The organism is Billgrantia sp. Q4P2, from assembly GCF_052806135.1.
The window spans coordinates 314,614-340,540 of record NZ_JBRBAI010000005.1; the positions used below are offsets into that span (position 1 = coordinate 314,614).

26 protein-coding genes are annotated in these 25,927 nt (G+C 61.7%); 10 read left to right on the plus strand and 16 right to left on the minus strand.

The window, feature by feature from the left end; translation table 11 throughout:
* Position 1: 1 nt before the first annotated feature.
* The 4 genes from ACUY1T_RS11665 to ACUY1T_RS11680 form a co-directional block, all read right to left on the minus strand.
* Positions 2–3,148 (minus strand): efflux RND transporter permease subunit, encoded by a 3,147-nt coding sequence (locus ACUY1T_RS11665; protein ID WP_446022935.1) that lies wholly within the window; start codon positions 3,146–3,148, stop codon positions 2–4.
* Between the two features lie 11 nt (positions 3,149–3,159).
* On the minus strand, positions 3,160–4,620 hold the full coding sequence (locus tag ACUY1T_RS11670; RefSeq protein WP_446022937.1) for an efflux RND transporter periplasmic adaptor subunit: 1,461 nt from the start codon (positions 4,618–4,620) through the stop codon (positions 3,160–3,162).
* Positions 4,617–5,825: a TolC family protein gene (locus tag ACUY1T_RS11675; RefSeq protein ID WP_446022939.1), complete on the minus strand. Its 1,209-nt coding sequence runs from the start codon at positions 5,823–5,825 to the stop codon at positions 4,617–4,619. Before ACUY1T_RS11675 ends, ACUY1T_RS11670 begins: the two co-directional genes overlap by 4 nt.
* A 193-nt stretch (positions 5,826–6,018) precedes the next feature.
* Positions 6,019–6,438, minus strand: coding sequence for a hypothetical protein (locus ACUY1T_RS11680; protein ID WP_446022941.1), 420 nt, complete (start codon positions 6,436–6,438; stop codon positions 6,019–6,021).
* Positions 6,439–6,680: 242 nt separating this feature from the next.
* Here ACUY1T_RS11680 and ACUY1T_RS11685 point away from each other — a divergent pair, with 242 nt between their 5' ends.
* From ACUY1T_RS11685 to ACUY1T_RS11700, 4 genes are all read left to right on the plus strand, one after another.
* Positions 6,681–7,361 carry a heavy metal response regulator transcription factor gene (locus tag ACUY1T_RS11685; protein WP_446022943.1) on the plus strand — a complete coding sequence of 227 codons (681 nt, stop codon included), beginning with the start codon at positions 6,681–6,683 and terminating at the stop codon, positions 7,359–7,361.
* Entirely contained in the window at positions 7,358–8,743 is a 1,386-nt protein-coding gene (locus ACUY1T_RS11690; RefSeq protein WP_446022945.1) for a heavy metal sensor histidine kinase, read from the plus strand. The genes ACUY1T_RS11685 and ACUY1T_RS11690 overlap by 4 nt, the downstream gene beginning before the upstream one ends.
* A gap of 208 nt (positions 8,744–8,951) precedes the next feature.
* Entirely contained in the window at positions 8,952–9,410 is a 459-nt protein-coding gene (locus ACUY1T_RS11695; RefSeq protein ID WP_446022947.1) for an ATPase, read from the plus strand.
* A gap of 31 nt (positions 9,411–9,441) precedes the next feature.
* Positions 9,442–9,765 (plus strand): hypothetical protein, encoded by a 324-nt coding sequence (locus ACUY1T_RS11700; RefSeq protein ID WP_446022949.1) that lies wholly within the window; start codon positions 9,442–9,444, stop codon positions 9,763–9,765.
* A 260-nt stretch (positions 9,766–10,025) separates the two neighbouring features.
* Here ACUY1T_RS11700 and ACUY1T_RS11705 read toward each other — a convergent pair whose 3' ends face one another.
* The 12 genes from ACUY1T_RS11705 to ACUY1T_RS11760 form a co-directional block, all read right to left on the minus strand.
* Positions 10,026–10,394 carry a cation transporter gene (locus tag ACUY1T_RS11705; protein ID WP_446022950.1) on the minus strand — a complete coding sequence of 123 codons (369 nt, stop codon included), beginning with the start codon at positions 10,392–10,394 and terminating at the stop codon, positions 10,026–10,028.
* A 71-nt stretch (positions 10,395–10,465) separates the two neighbouring features.
* Positions 10,466–10,963, minus strand: coding sequence for a hypothetical protein (locus tag ACUY1T_RS11710; RefSeq protein WP_446022951.1), 498 nt, complete (start codon positions 10,961–10,963; stop codon positions 10,466–10,468).
* Between the two features lie 20 nt (positions 10,964–10,983).
* A complete protein-coding gene (locus ACUY1T_RS11715; RefSeq protein WP_446022953.1) occupies positions 10,984–11,757 on the minus strand; it encodes a copper resistance protein B in 774 nt (257 codons plus the stop codon).
* A gap of 9 nt (positions 11,758–11,766) precedes the next feature.
* Positions 11,767–13,725: a copper resistance system multicopper oxidase gene (locus tag ACUY1T_RS11720; RefSeq protein WP_446022955.1), complete on the minus strand. Its 1,959-nt coding sequence runs from the start codon at positions 13,723–13,725 to the stop codon at positions 11,767–11,769.
* A gap of 67 nt (positions 13,726–13,792) precedes the next feature.
* Positions 13,793–15,115 carry an ATP-binding protein gene (locus ACUY1T_RS11725; RefSeq protein ID WP_446022957.1) on the minus strand — a complete coding sequence of 441 codons (1,323 nt, stop codon included), beginning with the start codon at positions 15,113–15,115 and terminating at the stop codon, positions 13,793–13,795.
* On the minus strand, positions 15,102–15,767 hold the full coding sequence (locus tag ACUY1T_RS11730; protein WP_446022959.1) for a response regulator transcription factor: 666 nt from the start codon (positions 15,765–15,767) through the stop codon (positions 15,102–15,104). The genes ACUY1T_RS11725 and ACUY1T_RS11730 overlap by 14 nt, the downstream gene beginning before the upstream one ends.
* A 5-nt stretch (positions 15,768–15,772) precedes the next feature.
* Entirely contained in the window at positions 15,773–16,273 is a 501-nt protein-coding gene (locus ACUY1T_RS11735) for a cupredoxin domain-containing protein (RefSeq protein ID WP_446022961.1), read from the minus strand.
* Positions 16,274–16,353: 80 nt separating this feature from the next.
* Positions 16,354–17,442, minus strand: a complete 1,089-nt coding sequence (locus tag ACUY1T_RS11740; RefSeq protein WP_446022963.1) for a L,D-transpeptidase family protein — start codon at positions 17,440–17,442, stop codon at positions 16,354–16,356.
* 103 nt (positions 17,443–17,545) lie between these two features.
* Positions 17,546–19,009, minus strand: a complete 1,464-nt coding sequence (cls, locus tag ACUY1T_RS11745; protein WP_446022965.1) for a cardiolipin synthase — start codon at positions 19,007–19,009, stop codon at positions 17,546–17,548.
* Entirely contained in the window at positions 19,009–19,827 is an 819-nt protein-coding gene (gene lgt, locus ACUY1T_RS11750) for a prolipoprotein diacylglyceryl transferase (RefSeq protein ID WP_446022967.1), read from the minus strand. The genes cls and lgt overlap by 1 nt, the downstream gene beginning before the upstream one ends.
* 48 nt (positions 19,828–19,875) lie before the next feature.
* On the minus strand, positions 19,876–20,778 hold the full coding sequence (locus tag ACUY1T_RS11755) for a WD40/YVTN/BNR-like repeat-containing protein (RefSeq protein WP_446022969.1): 903 nt from the start codon (positions 20,776–20,778) through the stop codon (positions 19,876–19,878).
* Positions 20,779–20,848: 70 nt separating this feature from the next.
* On the minus strand, positions 20,849–21,184 hold the full coding sequence (locus ACUY1T_RS11760) for a hypothetical protein (RefSeq protein WP_446022971.1): 336 nt from the start codon (positions 21,182–21,184) through the stop codon (positions 20,849–20,851).
* A gap of 184 nt (positions 21,185–21,368) precedes the next feature.
* On the opposite strand from ACUY1T_RS11760, the gene ACUY1T_RS11765 reads away from it, so the two are divergent.
* The 6 genes from ACUY1T_RS11765 to ACUY1T_RS11790 all read left to right on the plus strand — a co-directional run bounded on the left by ACUY1T_RS11765 (position 21,369) and on the right by ACUY1T_RS11790 (position 25,771).
* Complete coding sequence (locus tag ACUY1T_RS11765; protein WP_446022973.1) at positions 21,369–21,806, plus strand: hypothetical protein; 438 nt, start codon at positions 21,369–21,371, stop codon at positions 21,804–21,806.
* Between the two features lie 155 nt (positions 21,807–21,961).
* On the plus strand, positions 21,962–22,519 hold the full coding sequence (locus tag ACUY1T_RS11770; protein WP_446022974.1) for a Spy/CpxP family protein refolding chaperone: 558 nt from the start codon (positions 21,962–21,964) through the stop codon (positions 22,517–22,519).
* 75 nt (positions 22,520–22,594) lie between these two features.
* Positions 22,595–24,874, plus strand: a complete 2,280-nt coding sequence (locus tag ACUY1T_RS11775) for a heavy metal translocating P-type ATPase (RefSeq protein WP_446022976.1) — start codon at positions 22,595–22,597, stop codon at positions 24,872–24,874.
* Positions 24,871–25,137 carry a hypothetical protein gene (locus ACUY1T_RS11780; protein WP_446022978.1) on the plus strand — a complete coding sequence of 89 codons (267 nt, stop codon included), beginning with the start codon at positions 24,871–24,873 and terminating at the stop codon, positions 25,135–25,137. The genes ACUY1T_RS11775 and ACUY1T_RS11780 overlap by 4 nt, the downstream gene beginning before the upstream one ends.
* A 41-nt stretch (positions 25,138–25,178) precedes the next feature.
* The gene (locus ACUY1T_RS11785) at positions 25,179–25,331 is read left to right on the plus strand and encodes a hypothetical protein (protein ID WP_446022980.1); all 153 of its coding nucleotides are present in this window, start codon (positions 25,179–25,181) and stop codon (positions 25,329–25,331) included.
* Positions 25,328–25,771 (plus strand): DUF411 domain-containing protein, encoded by a 444-nt coding sequence (locus tag ACUY1T_RS11790; RefSeq protein ID WP_446022982.1) that lies wholly within the window; start codon positions 25,328–25,330, stop codon positions 25,769–25,771. The genes ACUY1T_RS11785 and ACUY1T_RS11790 overlap by 4 nt, the downstream gene beginning before the upstream one ends.
* Positions 25,772–25,927: the final 156 nt, after the last annotated feature.

Below are 25,927 nucleotides of genomic sequence, written 5' to 3' on the forward strand. Positions count from 1 at the left end.
CTTAAAGACTTCCTCGAGAGGTAGGGGTACTGAGCACAGCCTCTTCAGAGACAGACTCGGGTAGGTTTCGCCGCTGCCAGAGCCAGTACAGAACCGGGATCAACAATAGCGAAACCAGGGGGGCGGAAATCATGCCGCCAACGACGGGAGTGGCAATGCGTTGCATGGCTTCGGAGCCAGGCCCCGAGTCCAACAGCAAGGGGCTCAGGCCCAGCACCACTGTCAGAGAAGTCATGGCCTTGGGGCGAACCCGCATGACGGCGCCCTCGATAATGGCCTCACGTAGCTCACCACGGGTGCGCGGCTGGCGCTGCTCTACCGCACCGCGGACGTACATCAGCATGACCACGGCAAACTCCGCCGCCAGCCCGATCAGCAGAATGAAGCCCGCCGCCACGGCCACCGAGACGTCGTAAGCCAGCCAATGGAGCAGCCAGACACCACCCACGGCGGCAAAGGGCAAGGCACCCATCAGCATGAAAGTCTCGGCGGCATTGCGGAAGCACAGGTACAGCAGCAGGAAGATCAGCACGATGGTCACCGGCACCACCCACTGCAGGCGCTCCTTGGCCCGCTCCATGTATTCGTACTGCCCCGACCAGGTGACCGAGTACCCAGCCGGTAATGCAACCTGATCCATGACTCGCTGACGCGCCTCGGCCACGTAGGAGCCGATGTCGCGCCCGCGAATATCGACCACCACCCAGCCGTTGAGGCGCGCATTCTCCGTGCGGATCATGGCCGGACCGTCGACGATGTCCACCTGCGCCAGCGCTTGCAGAGGGAGGTAGGCACCAGCCGACGTGATGACCGGCAGATCCCGCAGGCTCTCCAGCGAGTCGCGCCAATCCTGGGGGTAGCGCAAGTTGATGGGATAACGCTCCAGCCCCTCGACGGTTTCGCTCACATTCATTCCGCCGACTGCCGTCTGGATGATTGCCTGCAAATCGCTGACGTTGACGCCGTGCCGTGCCGCAGCCCGCCGGTCGATATCCACCTCGACGTAGCGACCCGCGGCTGTGCGGTCGGCATAGGCCGATGCAGTGCCCGGAACGTCTTGCAGGACGCGCTCGATCTCACGGCCAATGCGCTCTATCTCGCCCAGGTCGGAGCCGGCTACCTTGATGCCTACCGGCGAGCGGATGCCAGTCGAGAGCATGTCGATACGTGTCTTGATCGGCGGCACCCAGACGTTGGCCACTCCGGGAAAGCGGACCGCCTCATCGAGTTCGCGAATGATATCGGCCTTGGTTATTCCCTCACGCCACTGGTCACGCGGCTTGAAGCGAATGACGGTCTCCAGCATGCCGATAGGCGCAGGGTCGGTGGCGGTATCAGCACGCCCCGCCTTGCCAAAGACACGTTCCACTTCCGGTACGGACATGATCAGACGATTGGTCTGCTGCAGGAACTCCCGCACCTTGCCGATGGAAACACCCGGCTCCAGCGACGGCATGTACATGAGATCGCCTTCATCCAACTGAGGCATGAATTCGCTGCCCAGCTTGCCGGCCGGATAGATCATGCTGGCGGCCAGCAACACGGCGGCCACGACGGCCGCCCAGGGGTAGCGCAACAGGGCATCCAGTCCGGGGCGATAGATGGCAATCAGCATGCGGCTCAGCGGGTGAGCGGCCTCGGGGCGTATGCGTCCGCGTACCAAATAGCCCATGAGTACGGGTACCAGGGTGATGCCCAGCCCCGCCGCCGCCGCCATGGCATAGGTACCGGTGAAGGCCAACGGCTGGAACATGCGTCCTTCCTGCCCTTGGAGGGTAAACAGGGGAAGGAAGCTGGCCACGATGATCAGCAGGGCAAAGAAGATCGGCCGGCCGGTCTCCTTGGCCGCCTCGGCCACGGTATGCCAGCGGTCCTCGCCCGGCGGCGCCTTCTCCAACCGCTTATGCAGGTTCTCCACCATGACGATGGCGGCATCCACCATGGCACCGATGGTCACGGCAATACCGCCCAAGGACATGATATTGGCGTTGATACCCTTGGCCTGCATGATCATCAGAGCCGCCAGGATGCCGATCGGCAGTGCGATGATAGCCACCAGTGCTGAGCGGAAATGAAGCAGGAAGACGACACAAACCAGCGCGATGATGAGAAATTCCTGCAGCAGCTTGACCGTGAGGTTGTCCACCGACTCCTGGATCAGCACCGAACGATCGTAGGTCTCCAGGATCTCGACCCCGGCCGGCAAGCTCGGTCGCAACTCATCGAGCCGTGCCTTGACACGCTCGATGGTGGCCAACGCATTCTCGCCATGACGCATGACCACCAGGGCACCCACGACCTCCCCCTCGCCGTCCAGCTCCGCGATGCCACGGCGGGCAGCGGGCCCGATGCGGATCTCGGCCACGTCCTCGAGGAGCACCGGCGTGCCATCGTTACCCAGGCCAACGGGCACCAGGCGAAGCTCCTCGATGCCGGTCAAATAGCCACGCGAACGCACCATGTATTCCGCTTCGCCCATCTCGATGACCGAGCCGCCCGCCTCGCGGTTCGCATCGGAGATCGCCTTGCGTATACCCGACAGGGTCAGGCCATAGGCACGCGCCCGGTTCGGGTCAAGCACCACCTGATACTGCTTGACCATGCCGCCCACCGTGGCAACCTCGGAAACGCCAGCCACCGACTGCAATTCGTACTTGAGGAACCAGTCCTGCAGCGAGCGCAAGTCCGCCAGGTCGAGTTCACCGCTGCGGTCCACCAATGCATATTGATAGACCCAACCCACGCCCGTGGCATCCGGCCCCAGGGCGGGCTGGGCACCCTCGGGCATGCGCGGCGCCACCTGGCTCAGGTATTCCAGCACCCTGGAACGGGCCCAGTAGGGGTCGGTGCCATCCTCGAACAGCACGTAGACATAGGAATCGCCGAACATGGAGAAGCCACGGACATCCCTCGCCTTGGGCACGGCCAGCATGGCCGTCGACAAGGGGTAGGTGACCTGGTCCTCTATTACCTGAGGCGCCTGGCCGGGATAACTGGTCTTGATGATCACTTGAACGTCAGAGAGGTCGGGTATGGCATCCAGGGGCATCTGCCTGCCCGTGAAGATCCCCCAGACAACGAAGATCGCGGTCGCCAAGAGCACCAGCAGACGATTCTGCAACGACCACGAAATGATCCTTTCGATCATGGAGCGCCTCCTCAGTGGTCGTGAGCCGCCGGCTCGATGGCGGTAATTTCGTAGACGAACGCTTCACGCTCGCGCATGCGGAAGCGCATGGCCAAACCTGCGTGCAAGCCATCGAGTTCAAGGTCGTCAGCCACGGCAAAATCCATGACCATGGCAGGCCAGCCCAGCAGCGGAATCGGTTCGTGGTCAACGTTCAGCAGGCGGGCGTCTGGATCGATGGCGAGCAGGCGGCCATCGGCCCAGACTTCGTCAACCGCCTCCTCCTCTTCTTCGCTCATGCGGCCCAGCTCGGCACTGGCTGCCGCTTCGGAGTCGAGCAGGAAGTGGCCGGAGAGAACGACGCGCTCCCCCTCCTGGAGGCCTTCGATGATCTCCAGGTCGCCGTTGGCACGACGTCCCACCTGCACTTCACGGGCCTGGAAGCGCCCCTCGCCCAACGCCAGAATGACCCGGTCCTGCCTGCCGGTACGGATCACGGCCTCAGCCGGCAGGTAGAGCACGCCCTGTAACAGACGAGTCGTTAACTGGACATCGGCATACATGCCCGGCTTGAGCCGTTCACCGGGATTGTCAAAGGCGAGACGAACCTGAACGGTACGGGTAGGGCTGTTCAGGCTCGGATAGATGTAATCGATCTTGCCCTCGAGACGCTCGCCCGGGCGGAAGGGCAGCTTCACGTGGGCGGCGTCACCGCGCGACACGGCGTCCACCTGATGCTCGAACAGGTCGGCAATCACCCAAACCTGCGAGAGGTCGGCAATGGTCATCACCTCGGTGCCCGGGGTGACAAACATGCCTTCCCGTACGTTGAGCGACTCCACCACGCCGCCCTGCCCCGCCCGCACCGAGATCAGTCGGTGCGGCTGGCCGGCCCGCTCGATCTCCGCAATCTCTGCGGCACTGACCCCCAGCGCCCTGAGGCGCTCACGGGCTGGGGCAGCACTGCCACCGCGACGCACCACGTGCAGCAACTCCTCCTGGGCGTTGACCAATTCCGGCGAGTAGAGGCGGAACAACAGTTGCCCCTCCTCGACCCGCTCCCCGGTGGTGCGCACGCTGAGGTCCTCGATCCAGCCCTGAGTGCGTAGGTGCACATGGCTGAGTGTCGCTTCGTCGTAGTCGACGAAGCCGACCGTTTCGACCAGGCGCGCCAGATCGCCGCGAGCCACCGACCCAATACGCACGTTCATGTTCTGCTGCACCACAGGGCTGATGCTCACCGTGCCGGGCGCCGCCGCATCGCCGCCGCCCGCGTAGATTGGAATGAAATCCATGCCCATCTCATCCTTACGCGGTTCGGGAGAGGTCACGGAAGGGTTATGCGGATGCCGGTAGTAGAGGATCTCCCTCTCACCATTGGCCGCGCCCGCCGCTTGCGCGACATGGGCATGCGAATCCGGCCAATAGGTCACGGCGGCGGCGCCTGCGGCCGCCCCCGCACCCAGCAGGACGATGACAGCCAATGCCTTCATACGTTTTCTCCCAACAGATAGAGCAGATCCACCTGCTCAAGGCGACGCTGCGAGCCGATACGCACGGCCTCAATACGCGTTTCCAGTTCGGTCAAACGTGCACGCACGAGTGAGTTGAAATCCGTCGTGCGATTGCGATACCCATACTCGGCGGCCTCGGCGTTATCCCTGGCCTGGGGGAGAAGTCGCTGCGTATACCGATGCTCACGCTCGCTCAGTTGCTGCCACCTGGCCTGTGTCTCCCCCAGTTGGCGCTGCAGCTCGCGGGCCTGTGCATCCCAGGCATACTGAGCGGCTTCACGTCGATGCAGGCTGGCCGATAGATCGCGATCCTGGCGCTGGCGTGTGAAGAGCGGTAGATCGACCATGACCATCGCCGACATCCGATCCGGTATGCCCATGCCGCGCTCCGTTGGCGTGCCATAGGTGAGTTCGACCGACCACTGAGGTTTGTAGCTCTGCCGTGCGAGCTCTACCCCATGGGCATCGGCATCGACGAGAGCCTGTTCTGCGGCGAGCAGCGGGTGCGCCAGCAACGCATCCGCCGGCTCGGCCAGTTCGGGCAGGTCGCGGGACAAGGGGCGGGAAATGTTTTCCTGGCCCACCCAGCGCGCAAGCTGGGCCAGCGCTACCGCTTCCTGTGCCTGGACGTTCAACACGCGGTCATGCAACCGGCTCAACTCCAGCTCGACGCGCAGCAGGTCCTGCTGATCGGCAAAACCGGAAGCGAACTCGCGTTCGGTGATTTCACGCAGATCCTCGAACAGGGGCTGGCTCTTCTCCAGCACGTCAAGAATTGCACGCTGCTCATGGAGCATCAGGTACGCACGGCGCACGGCGCGTACGGCAGCCAGTTCCGCATTGCTGCTGCGCGCCACTTCTGCCTGCGCCATGGCCAATTCCCGCTCGCCTGCCAGACGGCGGCTATCACCTCGGGGGAAAGCCTGGCGCACACCAACGCGAAGTTGGGTCATGGTGTCGTCTTCGAGAGAAATACCATCCCGCGCCACGTCCATGACTTCCACGATCAGCGCCGGATCGGGGAATTGTCTGGCGGAGATGGCTGCCTCGCGGCGAGCCTCGGCCAGCTCCTGATAGCGCAGTGTGGCGGGGTCATCGATACGCGCAAGGCGCTCGGTCTCGTCAAGCGAAAGCATCGTTGCCGCCGAAGCGGCAGCGGGAAAGGCCAGGGTGATTCCCAGCATGGGCCCTTTCAACCTACGTAAAAAATAGGAATACATAACCATGCCTCATGTGCAAGGCGTCCGGCTCGTCATTGAAAATAATCAACTCCCGACGAAACGACTCACCACAAAGAATCAATAGAGTTGTCTAGTACCTCCCGGTTGGCTGGCTTTCACCAGCCAACCGGAATTCAACGAGGCAACAAGACACCATTTATTGGGTCGAGACATTGAGGTTATACCGATGCACATCCCAGCTATCACCAAAACCACCGGAGCTTCCCGATACGACTAGCCTGTACTGACCAGGCTGGAGTTGCTCGACAATTGTGAAATCACCACCGATCGACCGACTTTCCACCAGGACGTCTCCAGATGCATTCAACAACTGGGCGTTCATATGCTGAAGGGCATGATTGACTCCCGGGAAGTGCTCACTCTGGATCTTTACGGTCGAAGCACGTCCCAGTTCCAGCACATAGGTATGGGGATGGCCACTGTTCAGTATCCCGCTGGCATTATTTCCTTCTTCCAGAAACTTCCCTTGCACCGTGGAAGCTCCAAGACCAGCAAAGGCGACAGTGGAAAACAGACTTGCCACGGCAGCAGCGATAGCAATTCTCTTGATTTTCATCAGAACACTCCCCTATATACGCGATAGGCTACCGTTAATTAATAGCCAAGAAAATTTCACATATTCGTCAGGAGGTGTTCATGTGGCTTGAACATGGCCCGAGGTGGTATCGTGTCTTCACCAAGTTCCTGATTGCCACGTATTCTGTTTTATAGGTTTATGCTAACGCCCGGCAGCGGACAGGAACCTGACGCAAAAATGACATTTTTGTCATCTTTCGCCTGAGGAAGCGGAGGGACGGCTTGAAGATACTCATCGTCGAGGACGAACCGAAAACCGGCGACTACCTGAGCCAGGGTCTGCGAGAGGCCGGCTTCGTCGTCGACCTGGCGCGGGATGGACTCGATGGCCTGCACCTGGCGCAAAGCGTGACATACGACCTGATCGTGCTGGACGTGATGCTGCCGGGTATGGATGGCTGGGGCATCCTGCAGATGATCCGGCGATCCGGTCGGGACCTGCCCATCCTGTTCCTTACCGCCAGGGACGAAATAGACGATCGCGTGCGGGGACTGGAGCTCGGAGCAGATGACTACCTGGTGAAGCCATTCGCTTTTTCCGAGCTATTGGCTCGTATTCGGTCCTTGTTGAGACGAGGTAAGGCGCGCGAGCCCGAAGTGTTCCGGGCCGCAGACCTGGAACTCGATCTGCTCAAGCGACGAGTCATCCGGGCCGGTGAACGTATCGACCTGACCGCCAAGGAATTCGCGCTGCTAGAACTGCTGATTCGGCGGCAAGGGGAAGTTCTGCCTCGCTCACTGATCGCCTCTCAGGTCTGGGATATGAATTTCGACAGCGATACCAACGTGATCGACGTTTCCGTCAGGCGGCTACGCGCCAAGGTCGACGGCCCTTTTCCCCATAAACTCATACGTACCGTGCGTGGTATGGGATACGTGCTTGAGCCAGGCAACGACCCATGAAGCCATTTCCCCTATCGCTGACGTCTCGTCTCGCCGTATTGTTCGCGCTGCTGGTTGCCGGCCTGCTGCTCCTGCTGGGGCTATGGCTCGAGCAACTGATTCGTGGTCATTTCGATGAGATCGATTATGCGGAACTGAATGCCAAACTGACCATGATCGACAACCTCCTGGTCCGCATCGATAGTCCAGAGGCACTGCAGGCACTTCCCCGACAGCTCGATGACATACTGGCAAGCCATGCCACGATATCCGTCGCCATTCGAGACGAACGAGAGCAGATCCTGTATGCCTATCGCCCTGAACTTCTCCAGCCCATGAAGCAGCACGAAGTGACCTCACCAAGTGCCCGCTGGAGCGTGAACGGGCGTGAGTTCATCGGCAACGAGGCACTGCAGCGCCTGCCACTGCCCGAACCATTACCCGTTCAGGTCTTGCTGGGGCTGGACATCAGCCACCATGTCCATTTTCTCGACGATATACGCCGCTATCTGTGGACCGGCATCGCCATGGCTGCGTTCCTGACTGCCTTGCTCGGCTGGTGGTTAGCTAGCAAAGGCTTGGCGCCATTGAAGCGGATAACTGCGACTGCCAGGCGACTTTCCGCCCAACGTCTGGGCGAAAGACTCGACGAACGAGACACGCCTCCGGAAATGCTCGAACTGGTCCATGCCTTCAATGGCATGCTGAACAGGCTCGAGGCCGACTTTCAACGGCTCAGTGAATTCTCAGCGGATATCGCCCATGAGCTGCGCACCCCCGTCTCGAACCTGCTTACCGAAACCCAGGTGGCCCTGTCACGGCCACGCAGTTCAGTGGAGTATCAGGACGTTCTTCACTCGAACCTGGAGGAGTTGGAACGCTTGGCCCGTATGATTGCCGACATGCTGTTCCTGGCCAAGGCCGACCATGGACTCTTGCCCAACCCTGCCGAGCCGGTTCATCTGGATCAGGAAGTTGCCGCCCTGTTGGAGTTTTATGACGCTCTTGCGGAAGAGCGCCAGGTTATGATTCAGGCTAATGGCACGGCAACCATCACCGGAGATCGCCTCATGCTACGCCGGGCTGTCGCCAACCTGCTCTCCAATGCGCTGCGCCACACGCCACCGGGAGGCCACATTGCGGTCGTGATCGAACCGCACATCGACGACATCCGCCTTTCAGTGCAGAACAATGGCGACGCCATACCACCCGAACAGCTTGCACGCCTGTTCGAGCGCTTCCACCGAGCCGACAACATTCGCAGCCACCGAGGGGAGGGAGCGGGACTCGGCCTGGCCATCACGCGCTCCATCGTCAAGGCGCACGGGGGAAACATCGACGCTGCATCGGAGGGAGGCGTTACCACCTTCACCATTTACCTCCCTTATCCACAGCCATCTTGACTGGCCCGCTCCGGATCAGCTTGGCTGCCGACAAGAAGTCCATGGTGATTGGTGCCTGGCAATCCTGACGACCTCGACGGGACATGCGGCTGGCCAGCACATCCCGCCTTGACACGGATCAAGCCTCTCCGGGTCCCATTGGACTACGCTGAAAACGTTGTTACCTCCTCACCTGAGCCATCCCCGGCTCCTCAAGCGAGGTCGACCGATGTACGTATCAACCTTTTACGATGTGGTTGAGTGGACACGGGCACTGCACCAACACTTGGCTGAGTGTCTGCAGCATTGCTCAACGCAACAGGAGGAACAGCGCGCCAAGTGGCTGCTGGAGTATCTGGCGGAACACGAGGCGGCCCTGGAAAGGGTCGTGGCCGGCTTCGAGAAGCAGGCCGACCCCAAGGCGCTGAATACCTGGCTCTACGACTACATTTCCTACGCGCCCATCAAGTCCCACCTGTCGTGCAACGCGCCCTATGCGGAAATGAGCTTCGACGAGATCTGCCAGGAAATCTTCGATCTCCACAATCAGGTCATCGATTTCTATCGCTATCTCGAGGGGCGCACCGAGATTCCCGAGACGCGCGAGCTAATCGGTGAACTCCTGAAGCTGGAGCAGCATGAAGCGATGCACCTGGTCCACCAGACCAACCGCTCCAGGGACCTCTGAAGGGTTCATGATCCTGCCATGTCGGCAGCGGATGCAGACTGATCGTGGGAGGGTTCTTCAGCCGACACCTCTCCCGAGACTGTTTCTGCTCAGTGCCATCGGCCTCGGCATCCTGGTGGCGGCGGTTTCGCGAACCCTGCAGCAGGCCCGGCTGCTCGCCTTCTTCGGCCTGTTCCCGCTGATGTTCCAGCAGCTGTCGCTGGCCAGCCCCTTGCGCCATTATCTGGACATCACCCTGGGTATCTTCCTCGAGGGGGCCGGCATGGAGCTCCTGTGGCCCCATGCCCTCGCTCTGGTGGCGATCGGCATCCCCCTGTACCTGGCGGCGTGGTTGATCTTCCGACGCTTAATGTAACGGGTTTCGCGCGGGTTCAGGCAAGCAGTCCTACACCAAGGTAACCATCATGTACGACACCAGGGGTCGCCGATACTGAATCCACTCTGGGTGATCGCAATCATCCTCATCGTCGCAACGCTGTACTGGCTACGGGTTCTTGCCGCACCCATGGCATTCTCTATCACGATCAGGAGAAAAGCACAGGGCCACAGCAAGGCGACGAGAAGCATGCCCCCCTTTCGTGGTAGAAGATTCTCGTCTCGTGCCTTTTCAATCCCTTATCGCTTCCTCCTCTCAGTCGGCGGCGTCTGATGACAGCTCCACGGCTCCTGTCTGGCGTTGTCCTTAACGTTCTGATCAACAAATCGATAATGTTCCTCCTTGAATCGATTCCACCAACCTTGGCTGATTTTCACGGCATGCTTTTTTAGAATTTCCTCGATACAGTCGAGACATAGTCTTGTGGCGTCGTAAGCCAGGTACAGCCTCCATTTTCTGGCGTCGAAAAAAACGCTATCCATCCCGTACAGCTCGTCGATATCAGAGACAGCAGCGAGAATTGTCTCCTCGTCGCTGGGCTCCAGCTTCAGGTGCCGAGTCACCAGATTGATTTCGGATACGCCTAGACGGTGCTCTTTAGTTTTCATGGGTTGCCCTCCTCTTCCTTCAAGACTTTTCGCGCGCGAAATTCTGGAGGCGTTATCTAAATCAACCGCTCTCAGATACGCAGCCGCGCTGTGGCGAGATAAACCGGGGAAGATGTATATGGTGAGAGGCTGGACAGTCGCAATGCTTCGCCCAGCGCGGCAAGGAGAAGAGGAAAGGAAAGCAAGTCGAGGGGTAGCCCCGCGGTGGCTGACATATTGTGCAGCTCATCTGCTTGCATCTTGCCAACACTCGCCGTGATGCCCGGAGAGTGATCATCGCAGCTCTCCGGGTGCAGGGACGGCGACTCATCTGCCGCGGCAAGAGTCGCTTGGCTCACCGGCTCGCCCAGTTCCACTTGGGGCGAGCACGCATAGGCCACTCCCACCGACCAGGCCAGCAGCCAGAGCAGCAGAATTCCCGGCAATCGGGAGAATAGCGATCTGTGCAGTCCGTAGAGGCTCATCGAGATGTGCCCTTTCTTGCCAAGGGTCCTGGCGGTACGCAACGACGGCGTGCCGACAAATCCAGTATGGCGATGGACGACGCCAACCACGTTGATGCAGATCAAGAGCCTGGTGTCTGACCTCCCTAGAAAAGGACGCGGATGCCGGCCACGAGACCAGTGTCCTCAGTGGGCTCGCCATGGGTACGTGCCATATCGGCGGTATTGCCGTAGCTTTTTTCCCAGTAGGCACCGACATAGGGGGCAAACTTGCGAGTGATTTCGTAGCGAAGCCGCAAGCCAGCATTCAACGAGCTCAAGCCACTTCCCATGTGAAACTCCTCGACGTCACTACCTGAAGCCACCAACTCCGCACGCGGCTGCAGGTAGAGACGTTGCGTCAAGCGCACATCGTGTTCGGCTTCCAACTGTACCCAGGCATCACCATCTTCACTGATACGCAGGGCCAGGTCGGTTTCAATGTAGAAGGGTGCCAGCCCCTGCAGAGCAATAGCCGCATAGGTACGCTCGGGATGGTCATTGTTGCCAAACCCTCCTTGGTAACCGATGCCCCCTTGCAGCTCCCAGAAATCCGAGATCAGCCGACTGTAGAGCAGGTCTAGATATTCGATCTCGGCGCCCGCTCCATCCCCTTGGGCATTCTCGCCTTCGGTCTTGAGGTAAATGCGGTGGATGTCACCGCCATACCAGGCCTCGAAATCCCAGACGAAACTCTGCTCCTCCCCCTTGTCGGGCCATGCGTACTCCAGCCGATCGAAGCCCGCCGCCCAGATATGGTGTTCCGCCATCGGCGAGGGCCAGTCTTCCGGAGCGTCGTAGCCATCCTCGGCATGGGCCGCTGCCATCGCCAGCACGGTGAAAGCGGCGCAGGTAGCCATCGGTACGATTCTGGTTTTCATGCGAACTCCTTACGAAACCCTGACGACACGGAACATGCCGGCGTCCATGTGATAGAGCAGGTGGCAATGGAACGCCCAGCTACCCTCGGCATCGGCAGTAATCAGTGCAGAGACCCGCTCACCCGGCTTGACATTGATGGTGTGCTTGCGTGGAATGAGTTCCCCCGCCCCGTTCTCCAATTCCATCCACATGCCATGCAGATGAATGGGGTGCTCCATCATGGTGTCGTTGATCAGGATCAGGCGCAGGCGCTCGTCCTTGCGGAAGTGGATGGGGCCGGTGACCTCGCTGAACTTCTTGCCGTCGAACGACCACATGTAGCGTTCCATGTTGCCGGTCAGGTGTATCTCCATCTCCCGTTCCGGTTCGCGGCGGTCCGGCCAGGGGCGAAACGCCTTGAGGTCGCGATAGACCAGGATGCGCCGCTCGTCAGGATCGATGCCGATTCCCGCCTGGTCATACTGCGAGCCGGGCTGGGCGGTTCCCGCCGGCAACAGGCCACCTACCGAGGCGCCAGGCGACGTGTCGTGCTGCATGCCGGAATGGTCCATGCCCGCCATGTTGGAGTGGTCCATGCCCGCCATGTTGGAGTGGTCCATGCCCGCCATGTTGGAGTGGTCCATGCCCGCCATGTTGGAATGGTCCATGCCCGCCATGTTGGAATGATCCATGCCCGCCATGTTGGAGTGGTCCATGCCCGCCATGTTGGAGTGGTCCATGCCCGCCATGTTGGAATGATCCATGCCCGCCATATTGGAGTGGTCCATGCCCGCCATGTTGGAGTGGTTCATGCCCGCCATACCGGAATGGTCCATGCCGCCATGCGCGCCCATCGCCTCCATGCCCCGGTCGGCGATCCTGCGCCGCTCGGGAACCGCAGCTTCCATTCCCAGGCGCGGTGCCAGGGTCGCGCGGGCGAAGCCACTGCGATCCATGGATTCGGCGAATACCGTATATGCCGTATCCGCCTCGGGAGTGACGATGACATCGTAGGTCTCGGCAACGGCGATACGGAATTCATCGACCGGCACGGGCTGTACGGGCTGGCCGTCGGCCGCAACCACCGTCATCTTCAGTCCCGGAATGCGCACGTCGAAGTAGGTCATCGCCGAGCCATTGATGAATCTAAGGCGCAGCCGTTCTCCCGGCTTGAACAGCGCCGTCCAGTTTTGCTCCGGCGCCTGGCCGTTCACCAGGTAGGTGTAGGTGCTGCCGGTGACGTCGGCGATGTCGCGCGAACTCATGCGCATGCGTGCCCACATCGCACGCGTGCGGGCCGTTTCCCGGAAGCCGTTCTCGCGCATGTCAGCCAGGAAGTCCGTGATGGTGCGTTCCTGGAGGTTGTAATAGCCCTCTGCGGTCTTCAGATTGCGAAAGACCGTGGCCGGATCTTCGTAGGTCCAGTCGGTCAGCAACACCACATGCTCGCGGTCGAAGCGGAACGGCTCGCGCTCGGCGGCGTCGATGATGATCGGTCCCGCGTGGCCCAACTGCTCCTGCAGGCCGGAGTGGCTGTGATACCAGTAGGTACCGTTCTGCACCACGGGGAAGCGGTAAGTGAAGGTTTCCCCGGGAGCGATGCCGGCGAAGCTGATACCCGGCGCACCATCGACCTCGGGCGGTAGAATCAAGCCGTGCCAGTGGATGGAGGTCGGCTCGTCCATCAGGTTGGTGACCCGCAAGGTGGCATCCTGCCCTTCCTGCAGTCGAATCAGTGGCCCAGGGCTCGTTCCGTTGATCGTGATAGGGCGCGTATTGCGGCCATTGATCGCCAGCGTTTCCCGGCGAATGGCCAGGGCGATATCGTTGCCTTCCACCGCCCCTTGCGGGTAGGCATTACTTTGCCCCCAAGGGTCGGCCCAGGCCGGAGCCAGCCCCAGGGCCGCCGCTCCAAAACCGAAGGCGGCCCCGCTCTTGAGCAGTTGTCGACGGGAAAGGGAGATACCGGTGGTGTTCTTGGTCGTCATGCATGGCTCCTGTCAGGGGAACTCCAGGCACCATGATGCGGTGGATTGCTGAAAGCACGCTGAATGGTCAGCTCACCTCATTCAGCGGCAGCACGACCTCGACTCGTAGCCCTCCCTCGGGAGAAGGCTCGAAACGCACCTGGCCAGCATAGCGTTCGACGATCTGACGCAGGATGGACAAGCCCAGCCCGTGGCCAGGCTTGCCTTCGTCGAGTCGAGTGCCGCGCCGCCCCAGGCGACCCAAATCGCCTGACGCAACACCGGAACCGTCATCCTCGACCAGGATCGCCAAAGAGGCGTCTCGCCGCACTCGGCAACGGATTTCATAAGTAGCCCACTTGCCGGCATTATCCAGCAGGATACCCAGCATCTCGGCAAAATCCTGTCGCTCGACGCTGACACTGACGGGTACCGAGGCTTCGATATCGAGCCGGAAATTCCTGCCGGGATAGAGGTTCGAGAACATCTCGATGAGTTGCTCGGCTTCATGCCGGATGTTGGCACGTTGCCCTGCATTGGGACCGGCAATGCGAGAACGTTTCAGCTCGGTGTCCAACTGAGCATGCATGTCCTCCAGGCGGCGCTGCATCTTCTCCCTACGCTCCGGGTCGATGGGGCGTGAGCCGCGCAACACCTGAATGACCGCCGTCAGCGGCGTCTTGAGCGCATGGGACAGGTTGGCCAGGGATTCACGCGAACGCTGGAGCCGTCGCGCGTGTTCATCCATGAGACGATTGAGCTGCGCCACCAGGCCATCGAGTTCGGAAGGCGTGTCGAGATGCAGCCGTTCGCGTGTGCCCGAGCGCAGTTCATCGAGCTGCCTGCGTAGCCGAGAGAGTGGGCGCAGCGCACGGTTGACCGCCATCATGTTGAGACCGATGAGCAGGATCAGTAGCAGGCCGGCAATGCCACCTACCCACCAGTGGAGCGCTTCCAGCCCATCCTCCACCTGGCCAAAATCCTCGCCGATGAGCAGCACGCCCGAGCGACCGTCGAATTCGAAGCGCGTGCGATACACCAGCAGATGACGTTCGCCAGAGGAAACGACGTCCAGCGCTTCACCCTCGCCCTCCAGGTAAGGCGCCAACGTTTCGAGCCAGCGTGGATGCGACGTGGTGATCTCGCCGTCCAGTTCCAGCACGTAGAGGTGGTGGAAGACCTGCAAGGCAGGGCTCTCCGCCTGCCATAACTGCGTCGAGAGATGACCCTGGCGAAACTGAAGCAGCGTATGCTCTGCCTCCTGACGCAATCGCTCACCAAGAAAGCTTCGTGCCAGATCGTGTAACAGGATGCCATGCAGTAACCAGGTCACGCCTACCACGATGAGCGCCACCCCCCCAAGCCAGGCCAGCAGGCGAAAGCGCAGACTGCGACGCTCAACGCGATGCAAGGAGATAGCCCTGGCCGCGCCGAGTCTGAATGGCGTTCTTGCCCAGCCGGCGTCGTAGCTTGGCGATATACACCTCCACCAGGTTCGGGGCAGGAGCGTCCTGTTCCAGAGAGTAGAGCTGATCGAGCAGCTGCGCCTTGGACAGGACGCGGTCGGGATGATGCATCAGGTAGCGCAGCAGCCGAAATTCCGTCGCCGTCAGCGGCTGCCAACGACACCCGTCAGTGCTGACCTGTCGTCTCTCCTCGTCGAGCTGTATGCCATTGACGCTAAGCATGGCGTTCAAATGGCCTGTCTGCCGCCTCAAGAGCGCATGCAACCGTGCCAATAGTTCTGCTTCGTGGAACGGCTTGGTCAGGTAATCGTCGGCCCCTCGGCGCAGGCCAGCGACCTTGTCTTCCCAGGTATCCCGCGCGGTGAGAGCCAGTATGGGCAGGCGACGTTCCTGACCACGCCAGCGCGCGATCAGGTCGAGCCCTGAACCGTCCGGCAACCCCAGGTCGAGAATCGCCAGGGCATAATCCTCGGTCGACATCAAGGACTCGGCTGCGTGAACCGTCGCAGCCGAGTCGACACTGTAGCCGTTGTCTTCCAGGGTTTCCGACAAGCTCTCTGCCAGCAGGTCGTCGTCCTCGAGAAGTAACAGCTTCATCGTGTTCACCCTTGAAAGTCGATTTTCCCCGCCATTCCAGCTTCGTAGTGGCCGGGTAAGTTACAGGCATATTCCAGCTGGCTTATCCCCTCGGGCACCGTCCAAACGAGCGTGGCGGTCGCACCGGGGGCAATGGTCACGGCGGGCATGTCACCGCCATGCTCGCCCTCGGCCATGTCATGACCGCCGTGACCGCCGTGACCGCCATGGCCACCGTGCCCCCCCATCTCCCGCATCATGCGGCGATGCTCTTCTTGCGCCGCGCGGTCACCAATGACGAACTCATGCTCCAGCACGCCACTGTTGTGTATCTCGAACTTTACCGTTTCTCCGGGGGCGACAGCCAATGCCTCGGGACCGAACATCATCTCGCCCGCTTCGATCTGGATGACACGATCTACCTTCGCCTCGTCAGGCTGTTGCGTACCATCGGCCTGGTGTCCGGGGGCTGCCAGGGAGCTAACAGACCAGAGGGTGAACAGGGCTGCCAAAATCGACTTGTTCATGGTTGTGTCTCGATTCGCCTAAGGGAAACACGAGAATAAGGCATCTCCCTGAATGCAAGCTGAAACAGGGAGAATCGTGGCTAGACCGATAACTCCTCCCAGAGCAGGCTCTCTTCTTCTTTGGCCTCCTCCTCGGGTTTCGGTTCGGGCGCCGGGGCCGGCGTCAGTGCAATGACTTCACCGCTGGGGTTCTCGAGCAGCTCGCGCAGAAGCTCGTAGTTCAGCGGCGTGGCAGGAGCATCGCCATTGCGCTCGAGCATCGCCAGGGTTTCCATCAGCGCGGCCATGCCAGCTTCTTGTTCCTCCAGCGCCTGGTAAACCTGCACGTAGGGCGTATCGCCATCCCAGCCGGCCTTGATCGGCTGATTGATGAGGTGCACCTGCATGCCGACCGGCACGCGCTCGAAGATCGACTCGATATCTTCCGGGTACATGCGGATGCAGCCACGGCTGGCGCGCATGCCGATGCCGTCGGGCAGGTTGGTGCCGTGGATGAGATAGCCGGGAATGTCGAGCAGGATGGCATGCCGCCCCAGCGGGTTGTCCGGCCCGGGCGGTACCACGGCGGGCGCCGTCTCACCACGCGCAGCGGCCTCCTCGCGCACCGAACGCGGCGGATACCAAGCCGGGTCCTTGAGCCGCATGGTGGTCTTGGTCTTGCCCAGCGGCGTATCGAAGCCCTCCCGCCCGATGCCGATCGGGTAGGTCTCCACCCGCGGCGTCTCGCCTTCACCTGTCGGTGGGTAGTAGTACAGCCTGAGTTCGGCCACGTTGATCACGAGCCCCTCGCGCTCCACCGGCGGCAGGATGAAGCGGCCGGGAATGACCACTTCGGTACCCTCGCCTGGCAGCCAGACGCTGACATCGGGGTTGGCCCGGCGGATCTCCTCATAGCCCACGTTGTGTTCGCGGGCGATGTCGAGCAGCGTCTCCTCGTCTCTCGCCTTGACGATGTAATCCTCACCGATGACGTCGCCCTGCTCGGGCAGCGGGTAGTGCCCCTTCGGCCACTCATTGGCAGCCTCCGCCTCGCTCTCCTCGGCTGACGTCTCTTCTTCGGCCCAGGCCGCACCCGCCGACAGGACGATGGCCAGCATGCCGATGAACAGCGGTAGCCATGTCAGGCGCCGCAACGGCCAGTCTTCACGTACCGTGCCGTGATGCTTCATAGTGATTGCCTCTAGTCATATCCATCTTTAGGGGCCTAATGAATGAATGGCCCCATACTAACGATCATTCCGGGTATTCGACAGCCACAGCCTTCGGCCCCCATCACAGCACCGGGGCAAACAGGTAGGCACCTCGAGCAGCGGCCCGGTGCCACAGCGATCTGTCGCTGATCTCCTCGGGAGTCATTCGGCGCGACCTGGCGAAATCCCGTTCGAACATCGCCTCGACATCGCGGGCGAAGTCCCGATCCATCACCAGCGCCGTCACCTCGAAGTTGAGGCGGAAGGAGCGATTGTCGAGATTCACGGTACCCACTGCGGCCCCCACGTCATCGACCAGAAACGCCTTGCCGTGCAGAAACCCCTCCTGGTATCGATGAATCTCGACCCCGGCGTCGAGCAGTGGACCAAGGAAGGCATAGGCCGCATGAAAGGCGAGCAGGTTGTCCGGTCGCTCGGGAATCAGGATCCTTACATCCACGCCGTTCAGCGCCGCCAGCTTGAGCATCGACTGCACACCTTCGTCGGGAACGAAGTAGGGGCTGGAGATCCAGACTCGCTCGCGCGCGGCATGGATCGCCTGCTGAATCATCAAGCTGGCGGTCTCGAAGCGATCGGCTGGCCCTGAGGGTAGTACCAGTGCCGGCGCCCCGTTCGATGTCGGCTCTGCCGGCTCCCAAGGCAGTTCCGGGACCTCCTCGGTGGCCCAGTGCCAGTCCTCAATGAAGACCAATTGCAGTGCCAGCGCTGCCGGGCCTGCCAGCTTGAGATGGGTGTCGCGCCAGGGGCCGAGACTCTCGTGCCCCTCCAGGTACTCGTCACCTACGTTGAAGCCACCGATCCAGGCCTTCGTGCCATCGACCACCATGATCTTGCGGTGATTGCGGAAGTTGAGCTGGAAACGGTTGCCCGGCCCACGCGTGGAATGAAACCGGTGTACGTTCACTCCGGCGTCGCGCAGGTCCTGTAGATAGGCATTCGGCAGCTTGTAGCTGCCGATCTCGTCGTACAGGAAGTAGACATCGACGCCCTCGTTGGCCTTCGCGATGAGTCGCTGCTGGAACTCTTCGCCGAGATCATCGTCGCGCACGATATAGAACTGCACCAGCAGGTAGCGCTCGGCGGTATCGATGCCCGCGAACAGGCTGTCGAAGGTCGCCTCGCCATCTACCAGCAGCGTGGCCTCATTCCCTCCCAGATAGGGCAGCTTGGCAAGCTGCTCCACACCAGCCAACTTTCGGTCATCGTTGGACCACTCCACCCGATGCGCACGCAGCTCGTCGAGTTTCTCTGCCAAGGCCCGGGTCAGCTCGGTATCCTCGTCGCGTCGCGAGAGCACATAGCCCTCAAACTTGTTACGCCCGAATATCCAGTAGGTCGGCACCGCCACATACGGCACGGAGTTGAGCGAAACGATCCAGGCAATCGCCCCTTGCGAGGTGCGGCTCGACATCAGCGCTTCCACCGACGTTACCAGCCCCAGGGCATGCGCCAGTGCCACGAAGATGGCGAGCTTGCCCCAGGAGCGGCGGCGTCCGGCTGGTCTGCGGGAGAGCCACCCCACCATCAGCCTGTCCCTTGCACGGAAGAAGCTGTCGGTGCGGGTTCATCCCTGGGTTGACGCCGTGACCACAGGATGAGTGCCGCCCCAGCGCCGATCATCGGCAGCGTCAGCAGCATGCCCATGGTCACCCAGCCGAAGGCGATGAAACCGATGTGTTCGTCGGGCAGACGCACGAACTCCACCACGAAGCGGAAGATGCCATAGAGCACCAGGAACAGTCCCGAGACCAGGCCGCGGCGCCGTGGTCGGCTCGAGATCCACCACAGCACGACGAACAGCACCACGCCCTCGAGAGCGAACTCGTAGAGTGCCGAAGGATGGCGTGGCTCCGGCCCCATGTGTGGAAACGGCATGGCCCATGGCAGGTCGCTGACGCGCCCCGGCAGTTCGTGGTTGATGAAGTTGCCAATACGCCCGGCCCCCAGGCCGATCGGCACCATGGGGGCGATGAAATCCGTCAGCTGGAAGAAGGCAAGCTTCTTCTTGCGAGCGAACAGCAACGCCGCCAGCAGTACCCCGAGCAGGCCGCCGTGGAAGCTCATACCCCCTTCCCAAATGCTGAACAGCCACAGCGGGTTGGCCAGGAACCGCTCCATGCCGTAGAACAGCACGTACCCTAGGCGCCCTCCCGCAACTACGCCGATAGCGGCATAGAACAGCAGGTCACCAATATCATCGTGGCTCAGCCCGAGGCGATACGCTCGGCGGCGCCCCAGCCACCAGGCACTGACGAAACCCACCACGTACATCAAGCCGTACCAGTGCACTTGAAGTGGCCCGATGGAGATGGCCACCGGGTCGATCTGTGGATACTCGATCATGAATCTTTCCTTAATTTGGCAGCGGTAAGCGCATGGCGACAGCGGATCTCACAGAGCCGACCAGTGCTGGCCGGCATTTTCACTCAGCCACAGATGGCCTTGGTCGTCTGCCGCCACTAACCGACCTGGATCGCTGGGGTCCACCGCGAGATGTATCAGGTAATTCTCGCCCCAGTTCTCGCTTACCAGCGTCCACTCTCGTGTGGCTTCTTCAGCACGCAGCAGCCCGACCCCAAGCATGAAGGCATAAAGCTCTCCCCCGCTGCTCACCACCACGCTTACCGGGTCGCGCTGCGGGTGTGCGGAGCGCCAGCGCAGGCCACCATCAGGGCTCATGAGCAGTCCGCCCTGTGTCGCGGCATAGAGATGTGCCGGGTCGCGGCTGGAAGCTGCCAGGGCAATCAGGCCGGGGGGCGCATCGGCTTGCACCTGCCATTCATGGCCGCCATCTCGACTGACCTGAAGCTTGCCGGCATAGGCACCATACAGCACCTTCGGGTTCGCTTCGCTGATGGTCAATTGATGGAAATCCACCGGCCCATCGGCGCCATGGGAACGTTGCTCCCACTGCTGTCCGCCATCCGAGGAGACCATGACACCCAGGTTCCCGCCCCGTGCGGGATGGCCACTGGCAAAGAGCAGGTTGGCTTCCTCGGGATGCGGGGAGAAGCCCATGAAATCATGGCTCTCGCTGGAGACCTGACGTGCACGCCGATCGCTGCCGACGAGGTACAACCCATGATGGGTAGCCACCAGCAGCCTATCGCTATCGGCCCGATCGAAGGCCAACCCGTGAATGTGCGTCTTCTGCCGCAGTTCGTCCAGGGATAGGCCTGCGGGCTCACTGCTACAGCCAGCAAGTGCCACCGAAACCAGCAGGGCGAAAGCTAGACGTTTGAATGAACTGTCACCGATCAGACCGGAACAGGGTGAAAAAACTCGGCGGTGCATAGCGAGTCCTCAAGACATGAATGGCCGATACCACTCGCTTGAACGAGTGGTGACATCGTGAGCGCAACATTCAGGCGCGAGGAGGGCGTTCCGGGCGATCGCGGGGCGCATGGGAAGGCGCCTCATCGATACCCCAGCGAGGCTCCAGCGAGGGCGGGGCTACGGAGAGCAGCGCCAATGACGAACCGAAGCAGGCTGGGCAAGGAGCGGTACAGGCTGCTTTCTCGGCAGGTTGAGCTTGGCTGTTCGAATCGAAGAGCGCGGCCTGCTCGAACGTCGACGTAGAGTAGGCTTCCATCAGGCAGCCGTCGCCAGCGTCGCTCCAGGCGCTCATGGCAGCCTGCGGCAACGCCAGCGCGATACCGAACAGTAGACAGAGCAACCAGGAAAGGGAGCGAGAATGCATCGGAGGTCGAACAATCCAAGCCATGTCAGAGTCGGGACTAGTCTTCCATGACCGATGAAAAGCCGCAAGCGCCTTCTACCGCCTTCATTTAAAAGCATTAAAAACAACATCTTATACAAACGCTAAGCTTGAGAAGAGAAGCTTTGGTTGATACAGGTCAAATGCCGGCACCACGGGATCGACTATGCTGAACTTGGCTATCACGTCGGAGCGGCATGCCATGCATCAACAGGCAGTCTTGGTCTCACATCGTTCGTTCGCCCTTTCCGGGTGGCGTAGAGGCTGGCTTGCTGCCCTCCTGGCACTGATATTGTCATTGGCATCAGCCTTTCCCGTCCTGGCGCACGCAACGTCACCTTTCGCCAACCATGACACCGCCGAAAATTACGCCGCTGCAAGTCTGCAGCTTCCTGCCCCTCACTGCGAACATGGCCATGGCTGGGAGCTTACGCACGAGGCGTTGCTGCGTGTGGATCGGCAGGATGCCGATAGCCATACGATCCTCTATCTCGCTCAGGTGCCGATACCTCCTCGAGTCGAAACCACCATCGGTCAACCCAACCGTGAACCGCTCCTCGTATCTCCTCCGATTTACCTGCTGACCCAGCGACTGCGTCACTGACGCACCCACTCGCATTTCTGCTCCAGCTTGGCCGCCTGGTTTGTCAGGCCTGCTGCGAGTAGGTGGCATTTCGCAAATACGGGTAGCGGTTCATCACCCTTGGCCATATCACTGGCCATAACGAAAAGGGGCCATGCGCCCCACAGGAATCGATCATGAAAACCAAACTCGCTTGCGTCTTGGGCTTCGCCTTGCTGGTGGGTGTCGCCGGTAATGCATTGACCCAGGAAAGGATGGACGAGGCCTCCGGCATGATGGGCGGCGGCATGGGCGGCGGCATGATGGGCGGCGGCATGATGGGCGGCGGCATGATGGGCGGCGGCATGATGGGCGGCGGCATGGGCCCCGGCATGATGCCCTGCCCCATGATGAGCGGTGAAGCCAAGAGCCTGTTGCCCATGCTCGACCAGGAGCAGCGCAGCGAACTACGCGAGCTGATCCACGAGCATCGCCCCACCCAATTCGAGCGCATGGGGCAAATCATGAACCTGCGCGACGACCTGATGGCCGCAATGCACGCCGAGCGCCCCGATCCCGAGGAGGTCCAGGCCCTGCATGCGCAGATGGCGGAACTCCATGGAGAGATGATGGCCGAGATGGTGCGCCTACGTAACGCCATGCACGACCTGATGACCGAGGAGCAGCGTCAACAGCTACAGCAGGCGATGCCGGATACGACCGTCGCTCCCGAGGATCACGAAGCTCACCATTGAACGGGCTGAACGCGTTTTCGAGCCGGGCGGCCTTCACGGGACGCCCAAGGAGAATTCACAGCCAGGAGCATGTGAATGACTGCAGCTTCGAGAAAGATAACCCTGACGGTACCCGGCATGGGCAGCGACCACTGCGCCGGTATCGTGCGCCAGACGCTCCAGCGCCAGGATGGTGTGGATGAGATACAGACCAATATCGCCAGCCATCGGGTCAGTGTCAGCGTTGCCCCGGATGGACCCGACGGCGACATCCTGAAGAAGGCCGTCGAAGGTGCCGGTTACGACGTCGCGGCGGTAAGTATGCAGGCTGAGGAGGACGGCGAGGCCGACGCGGCCATCGAACAGGAATACCTCAGCCAGGCTCGCAAGCGGCTGTGGATTGCTGGCGTGCCCACCACGCTGATCATGATCCTGATGATGCCGCACATGTTCTGGCAGCCGATTCCCGGCTACCTGGCCATCGTCGCCCTGCTCGCCTTCCCGGTGGTGTTCCTTCATGGCGGTGCGGCCACCCACCGATCGAGCTGGCGCTCGCTGAAGAACGGCACCTTCAACATGGACGTGCTGATCTCCATGGGCAGCCTGCCTCCCTACCTGATCGGTCTGATCGGTTTCGTCTACCCGATGACCTCGTTCATCGAGATGGCCGCCACCATCATGACCTTCCACCTGCTGGGTCGCTATCTCGAGGCACTGGCCAAGGGGCGCGCCTCACAGGCCATTCGCCGGCTGTTGACCCTCGGCGCCAAGACAGCTCGGGTGGAGCGCAACGGAGAAGAGGTGGAAGTGCCGGTGAAGGAACTCGAGCCGGGCGACATCATGATCGTGCGCCCGGGCGACAAGATCCCCACCGACGGCGAGGTGGTCGATGGCGAGAGTCATCTCGACGAGTCCATCGCCACCGGGGAATCGATACCGGTCTACAAGGGCCCCGGCGACAGCGTCATCGGCGCCACCATCAACAAGGAGGGGCGGCTGCGCGTCAAGGCCACCCGGGTCGGCGGCGATACCTTCCTCTCCCAGGTAGTACGCCTGATCGACCAGGCCCAGGGCTCGCGGGTGCCGATCCAGGAGTTCGCCGACCGCATGACCGGCCGCTTCGTGCCGGCGGTGCTGCTGATCTCGCTGGCCAGTCTGGTCGCCTGGCTGCTGCTTCCCGACGTCTTGCGCCCGATCCTCGACTGGGGCGCGAACTTCCTGCCCTGGGTGAACCCGGAAGCCAGTACACCGGTGCTGGCACTCATCGCCGCCATCGCCGTGCTGGTCATCGCCTGCCCCTGCGCGCTGGGCCTGGCCACGCCGACGGCACTGATGGTCGGCTCCGGCATCGGCGCCGAGCGCGGCATCCTGATCCGTTCCGGCGAGGCGATCCAGACCTTCAAGGACGTCAAGGTGATGGTGCTCGACAAGACCGGCACCATCACCCGCGGCGAACCGAAGCTGACCGATGCCCTCCCTGCCGTCGGCGTCGACGAGAAACGTCTGCTGACCCTGGCGGCGAGCGTCGAGAACGCCTCGGAGCACCCCATCGCCCGGGCCATCGTCGACGGCGCCCGGGAACGCGGCACCTCGCCCGGCGAGGTCAGCGAGTTCCGCTCCACCGGCGCGCGCGGCGTCTCCGGCAAGGTCGATGGCGAGACCGTGCTGATCGGTAACCGCCGTCTGCTGGAAGAGGAAGGCGTGACCGGCCTCGATGCGCTGGATGACGACATGCAGGCACTCGAGGGCAAGGGACGCACCGTGGTGATCGTCGCCGCCAATGGCCAGGCGTGCGGCATCGTCGCCGTGGCCGATACCCTCAAGACGGAATCGATGGAGGCCATTCGCGGCATGCACGCGCTCGGCCTGCACGTGGTGATGATCACCGGCGACAACGAGCGCGCTGCACGCGCCGTGGCCGACGAAGTCGGAATCGACGAGGTCCAAGCGGGCGTACTGCCGGAAGGCAAGGTCGACGCCATTCGCAAGCTTCAGGAAAGGTACGGCAACCACGTGGCCATGGTGGGCGACGGCATCAATGACGCTGCGGCCCTCAAGCAGGCCAATGTCGGCATCGCCATCGGCGCCGGCGCCGACGTGGCCATCGAGGCCGCCGACGTGACCCTGGTACGCGGCGAACTCACCGGCGTGGTGGAAGCCATGCATCTCTCCCGCGCCACCTTCGGCAAGATCGTTCAGAACCTGATCTGGGCCAGCGGCTACAACGTGGCCGCCATTCCCATGGCAGCCGCCGGCCTGCTCCACCCCATGATCGGCGTCATCGCCATGACGGCCAGCTCGCTGTCGGTCATCGGCAACTCACTGCTGCTCAAGCGTCGCTACGCTCGCACCCAACCTGAAGGAGACGTGTCATGAACCGCATTCGCTCCAATCCCCGGCCGCAGGGTGACCACAGCCAAGAGACCACTGACTCGGCGGCCCAGCCGCAAGGTTCTCGTTCGAGGGGGCTGCACGCCTGGATGATGCCCCTCTGCCTGATCCTGATGGGGAGCGCCTTCCTGCTGGTCATGTGGCGCGGCGAGACGGCCGGCGGTGCCTGGCTGCTGCTTCCCATGATGCTATGCCTGGGCATGCATTTGCTGATGCATCGCCACGGCCATCCTCATCGGGACGACTGACGCGGCTGGAGGACACCAACCTTTCGACAGGAGTTATTACCATGATGACCGACTGCCTCGCCCTGATGGGCCATATGAGCTGGCTCGGCTGGCTGATGCCGCTAGCCGTCCTTGCTCTGTTGGGCCTGGGCATTGCCGCTCTGCTCAAATACCTGTTCAGCTCTACCAAGTCCACGACTGGAGTAAGCTCATGAATCGTCGCACCTTGAATCTGCTGCTTTCCACCGGCCTGCTGCTGGGTGCCGCCAGTGGCGCTCACGCTGCGCTGCCCGACGAGGCCACGCTTTACAAGAACCCCCAGTGCGGCTGCTGCGACGAATACGCGCGTCAGCTCGAGGAGCTGGGTGTGACGGTGCATATCGTCGATGACATGGACATGGGCAAGATCAAGCAGGACGCAGGCTTGCCCTACGGCCTGGGCTCCTGCCACACCACCCTGATCGGTGGCTACGCCATCGAAGGGCACGTGCCCTTCGAAGCCGTGGAGCGGCTGTTCCAGGAGCGGCCGAAGATCGGCGGCATCGGCCTCGCCGGCATGCCCATCGGCACACCGGGCATGCCGGGGCCCAAGCGCGGCGACTGGGATGTCTATCAGTTCACCGATCAAGAGCCCATGCCGTTCATGACGCTGTAAGGCCTTGCCGGGCGCCGACCCAGGTCGGCGCCTCTATCCGAGCCGATCAGAAGAACGTCAGCCCGACCTGGAACAGCCGCTCGACGTCGCGGATGCGGCGCTTGTCGATCACGAACAGGATCAGGTGATCGCCCGACTCCACCACCACGTCGTCGT

What these genes read in the sequence shown, in the direction of transcription:
- ACUY1T_RS11740 (WP_446022963.1), bottom strand. Translation starts at nt 17,442, where the DNA reads ATGAAGCATCACGGCACGGTACGTGAAGACTGGCCGTTGCGGCGCCTG.
- ACUY1T_RS11700 (WP_446022949.1), top strand. Translation starts at nt 9,442, where the DNA reads ATGCAGACTGATCGTGGGAGGGTTCTTCAGCCGACACCTCTCCCGAGA.
- ACUY1T_RS11770 (WP_446022974.1), top strand. Translation starts at nt 21,962, where the DNA reads ATGAAAACCAAACTCGCTTGCGTCTTGGGCTTCGCCTTGCTGGTGGGT.
- ACUY1T_RS11730 (WP_446022959.1), bottom strand. Translation starts at nt 15,767, where the DNA reads ATGAAGCTGTTACTTCTCGAGGACGACGACCTGCTGGCAGAGAGCTTG.
- ACUY1T_RS11760 (WP_446022971.1), bottom strand. Translation starts at nt 21,184, where the DNA reads ATGCATTCTCGCTCCCTTTCCTGGTTGCTCTGTCTACTGTTCGGTATC.
- ACUY1T_RS11665 (WP_446022935.1), bottom strand. Translation starts at nt 3,148, where the DNA reads ATGATCGAAAGGATCATTTCGTGGTCGTTGCAGAATCGTCTGCTGGTG.
- ACUY1T_RS11675 (WP_446022939.1), bottom strand. Translation starts at nt 5,825, where the DNA reads ATGCTGGGAATCACCCTGGCCTTTCCCGCTGCCGCTTCGGCGGCAACG.
- ACUY1T_RS11765 (WP_446022973.1), top strand. Translation starts at nt 21,369, where the DNA reads ATGCTGAACTTGGCTATCACGTCGGAGCGGCATGCCATGCATCAACAG.
- ACUY1T_RS11705 (WP_446022950.1), bottom strand. Translation starts at nt 10,394, where the DNA reads ATGAAAACTAAAGAGCACCGTCTAGGCGTATCCGAAATCAATCTGGTG.
- ACUY1T_RS11775 (WP_446022976.1), top strand. Translation starts at nt 22,595, where the DNA reads ATGACTGCAGCTTCGAGAAAGATAACCCTGACGGTACCCGGCATGGGC.
- ACUY1T_RS11670 (WP_446022937.1), bottom strand. Translation starts at nt 4,620, where the DNA reads ATGAAGGCATTGGCTGTCATCGTCCTGCTGGGTGCGGGGGCGGCCGCA.
- ACUY1T_RS11720 (WP_446022955.1), bottom strand. Translation starts at nt 13,725, where the DNA reads ATGACGACCAAGAACACCACCGGTATCTCCCTTTCCCGTCGACAACTG.
- cls (WP_446022965.1), bottom strand. Translation starts at nt 19,009, where the DNA reads ATGGTGGGGTGGCTCTCCCGCAGACCAGCCGGACGCCGCCGCTCCTGG.
- ACUY1T_RS11755 (WP_446022969.1), bottom strand. Translation starts at nt 20,778, where the DNA reads ATGCACCGCCGAGTTTTTTCACCCTGTTCCGGTCTGATCGGTGACAGT.
- ACUY1T_RS11715 (WP_446022953.1), bottom strand. Translation starts at nt 11,757, where the DNA reads ATGAAAACCAGAATCGTACCGATGGCTACCTGCGCCGCTTTCACCGTG.
- ACUY1T_RS11695 (WP_446022947.1), top strand. Translation starts at nt 8,952, where the DNA reads ATGTACGTATCAACCTTTTACGATGTGGTTGAGTGGACACGGGCACTG.
- ACUY1T_RS11785 (WP_446022980.1), top strand. Translation starts at nt 25,179, where the DNA reads ATGATGACCGACTGCCTCGCCCTGATGGGCCATATGAGCTGGCTCGGC.
- lgt (WP_446022967.1), bottom strand. Translation starts at nt 19,827, where the DNA reads ATGATCGAGTATCCACAGATCGACCCGGTGGCCATCTCCATCGGGCCA.
- ACUY1T_RS11690 (WP_446022945.1), top strand. Translation starts at nt 7,358, where the DNA reads ATGAAGCCATTTCCCCTATCGCTGACGTCTCGTCTCGCCGTATTGTTC.
- ACUY1T_RS11680 (WP_446022941.1), bottom strand. Translation starts at nt 6,438, where the DNA reads ATGAAAATCAAGAGAATTGCTATCGCTGCTGCCGTGGCAAGTCTGTTT.
- ACUY1T_RS11780 (WP_446022978.1), top strand. Translation starts at nt 24,871, where the DNA reads ATGAACCGCATTCGCTCCAATCCCCGGCCGCAGGGTGACCACAGCCAA.
- ACUY1T_RS11735 (WP_446022961.1), bottom strand. Translation starts at nt 16,273, where the DNA reads ATGAACAAGTCGATTTTGGCAGCCCTGTTCACCCTCTGGTCTGTTAGC.
- ACUY1T_RS11790 (WP_446022982.1), top strand. Translation starts at nt 25,328, where the DNA reads ATGAATCGTCGCACCTTGAATCTGCTGCTTTCCACCGGCCTGCTGCTG.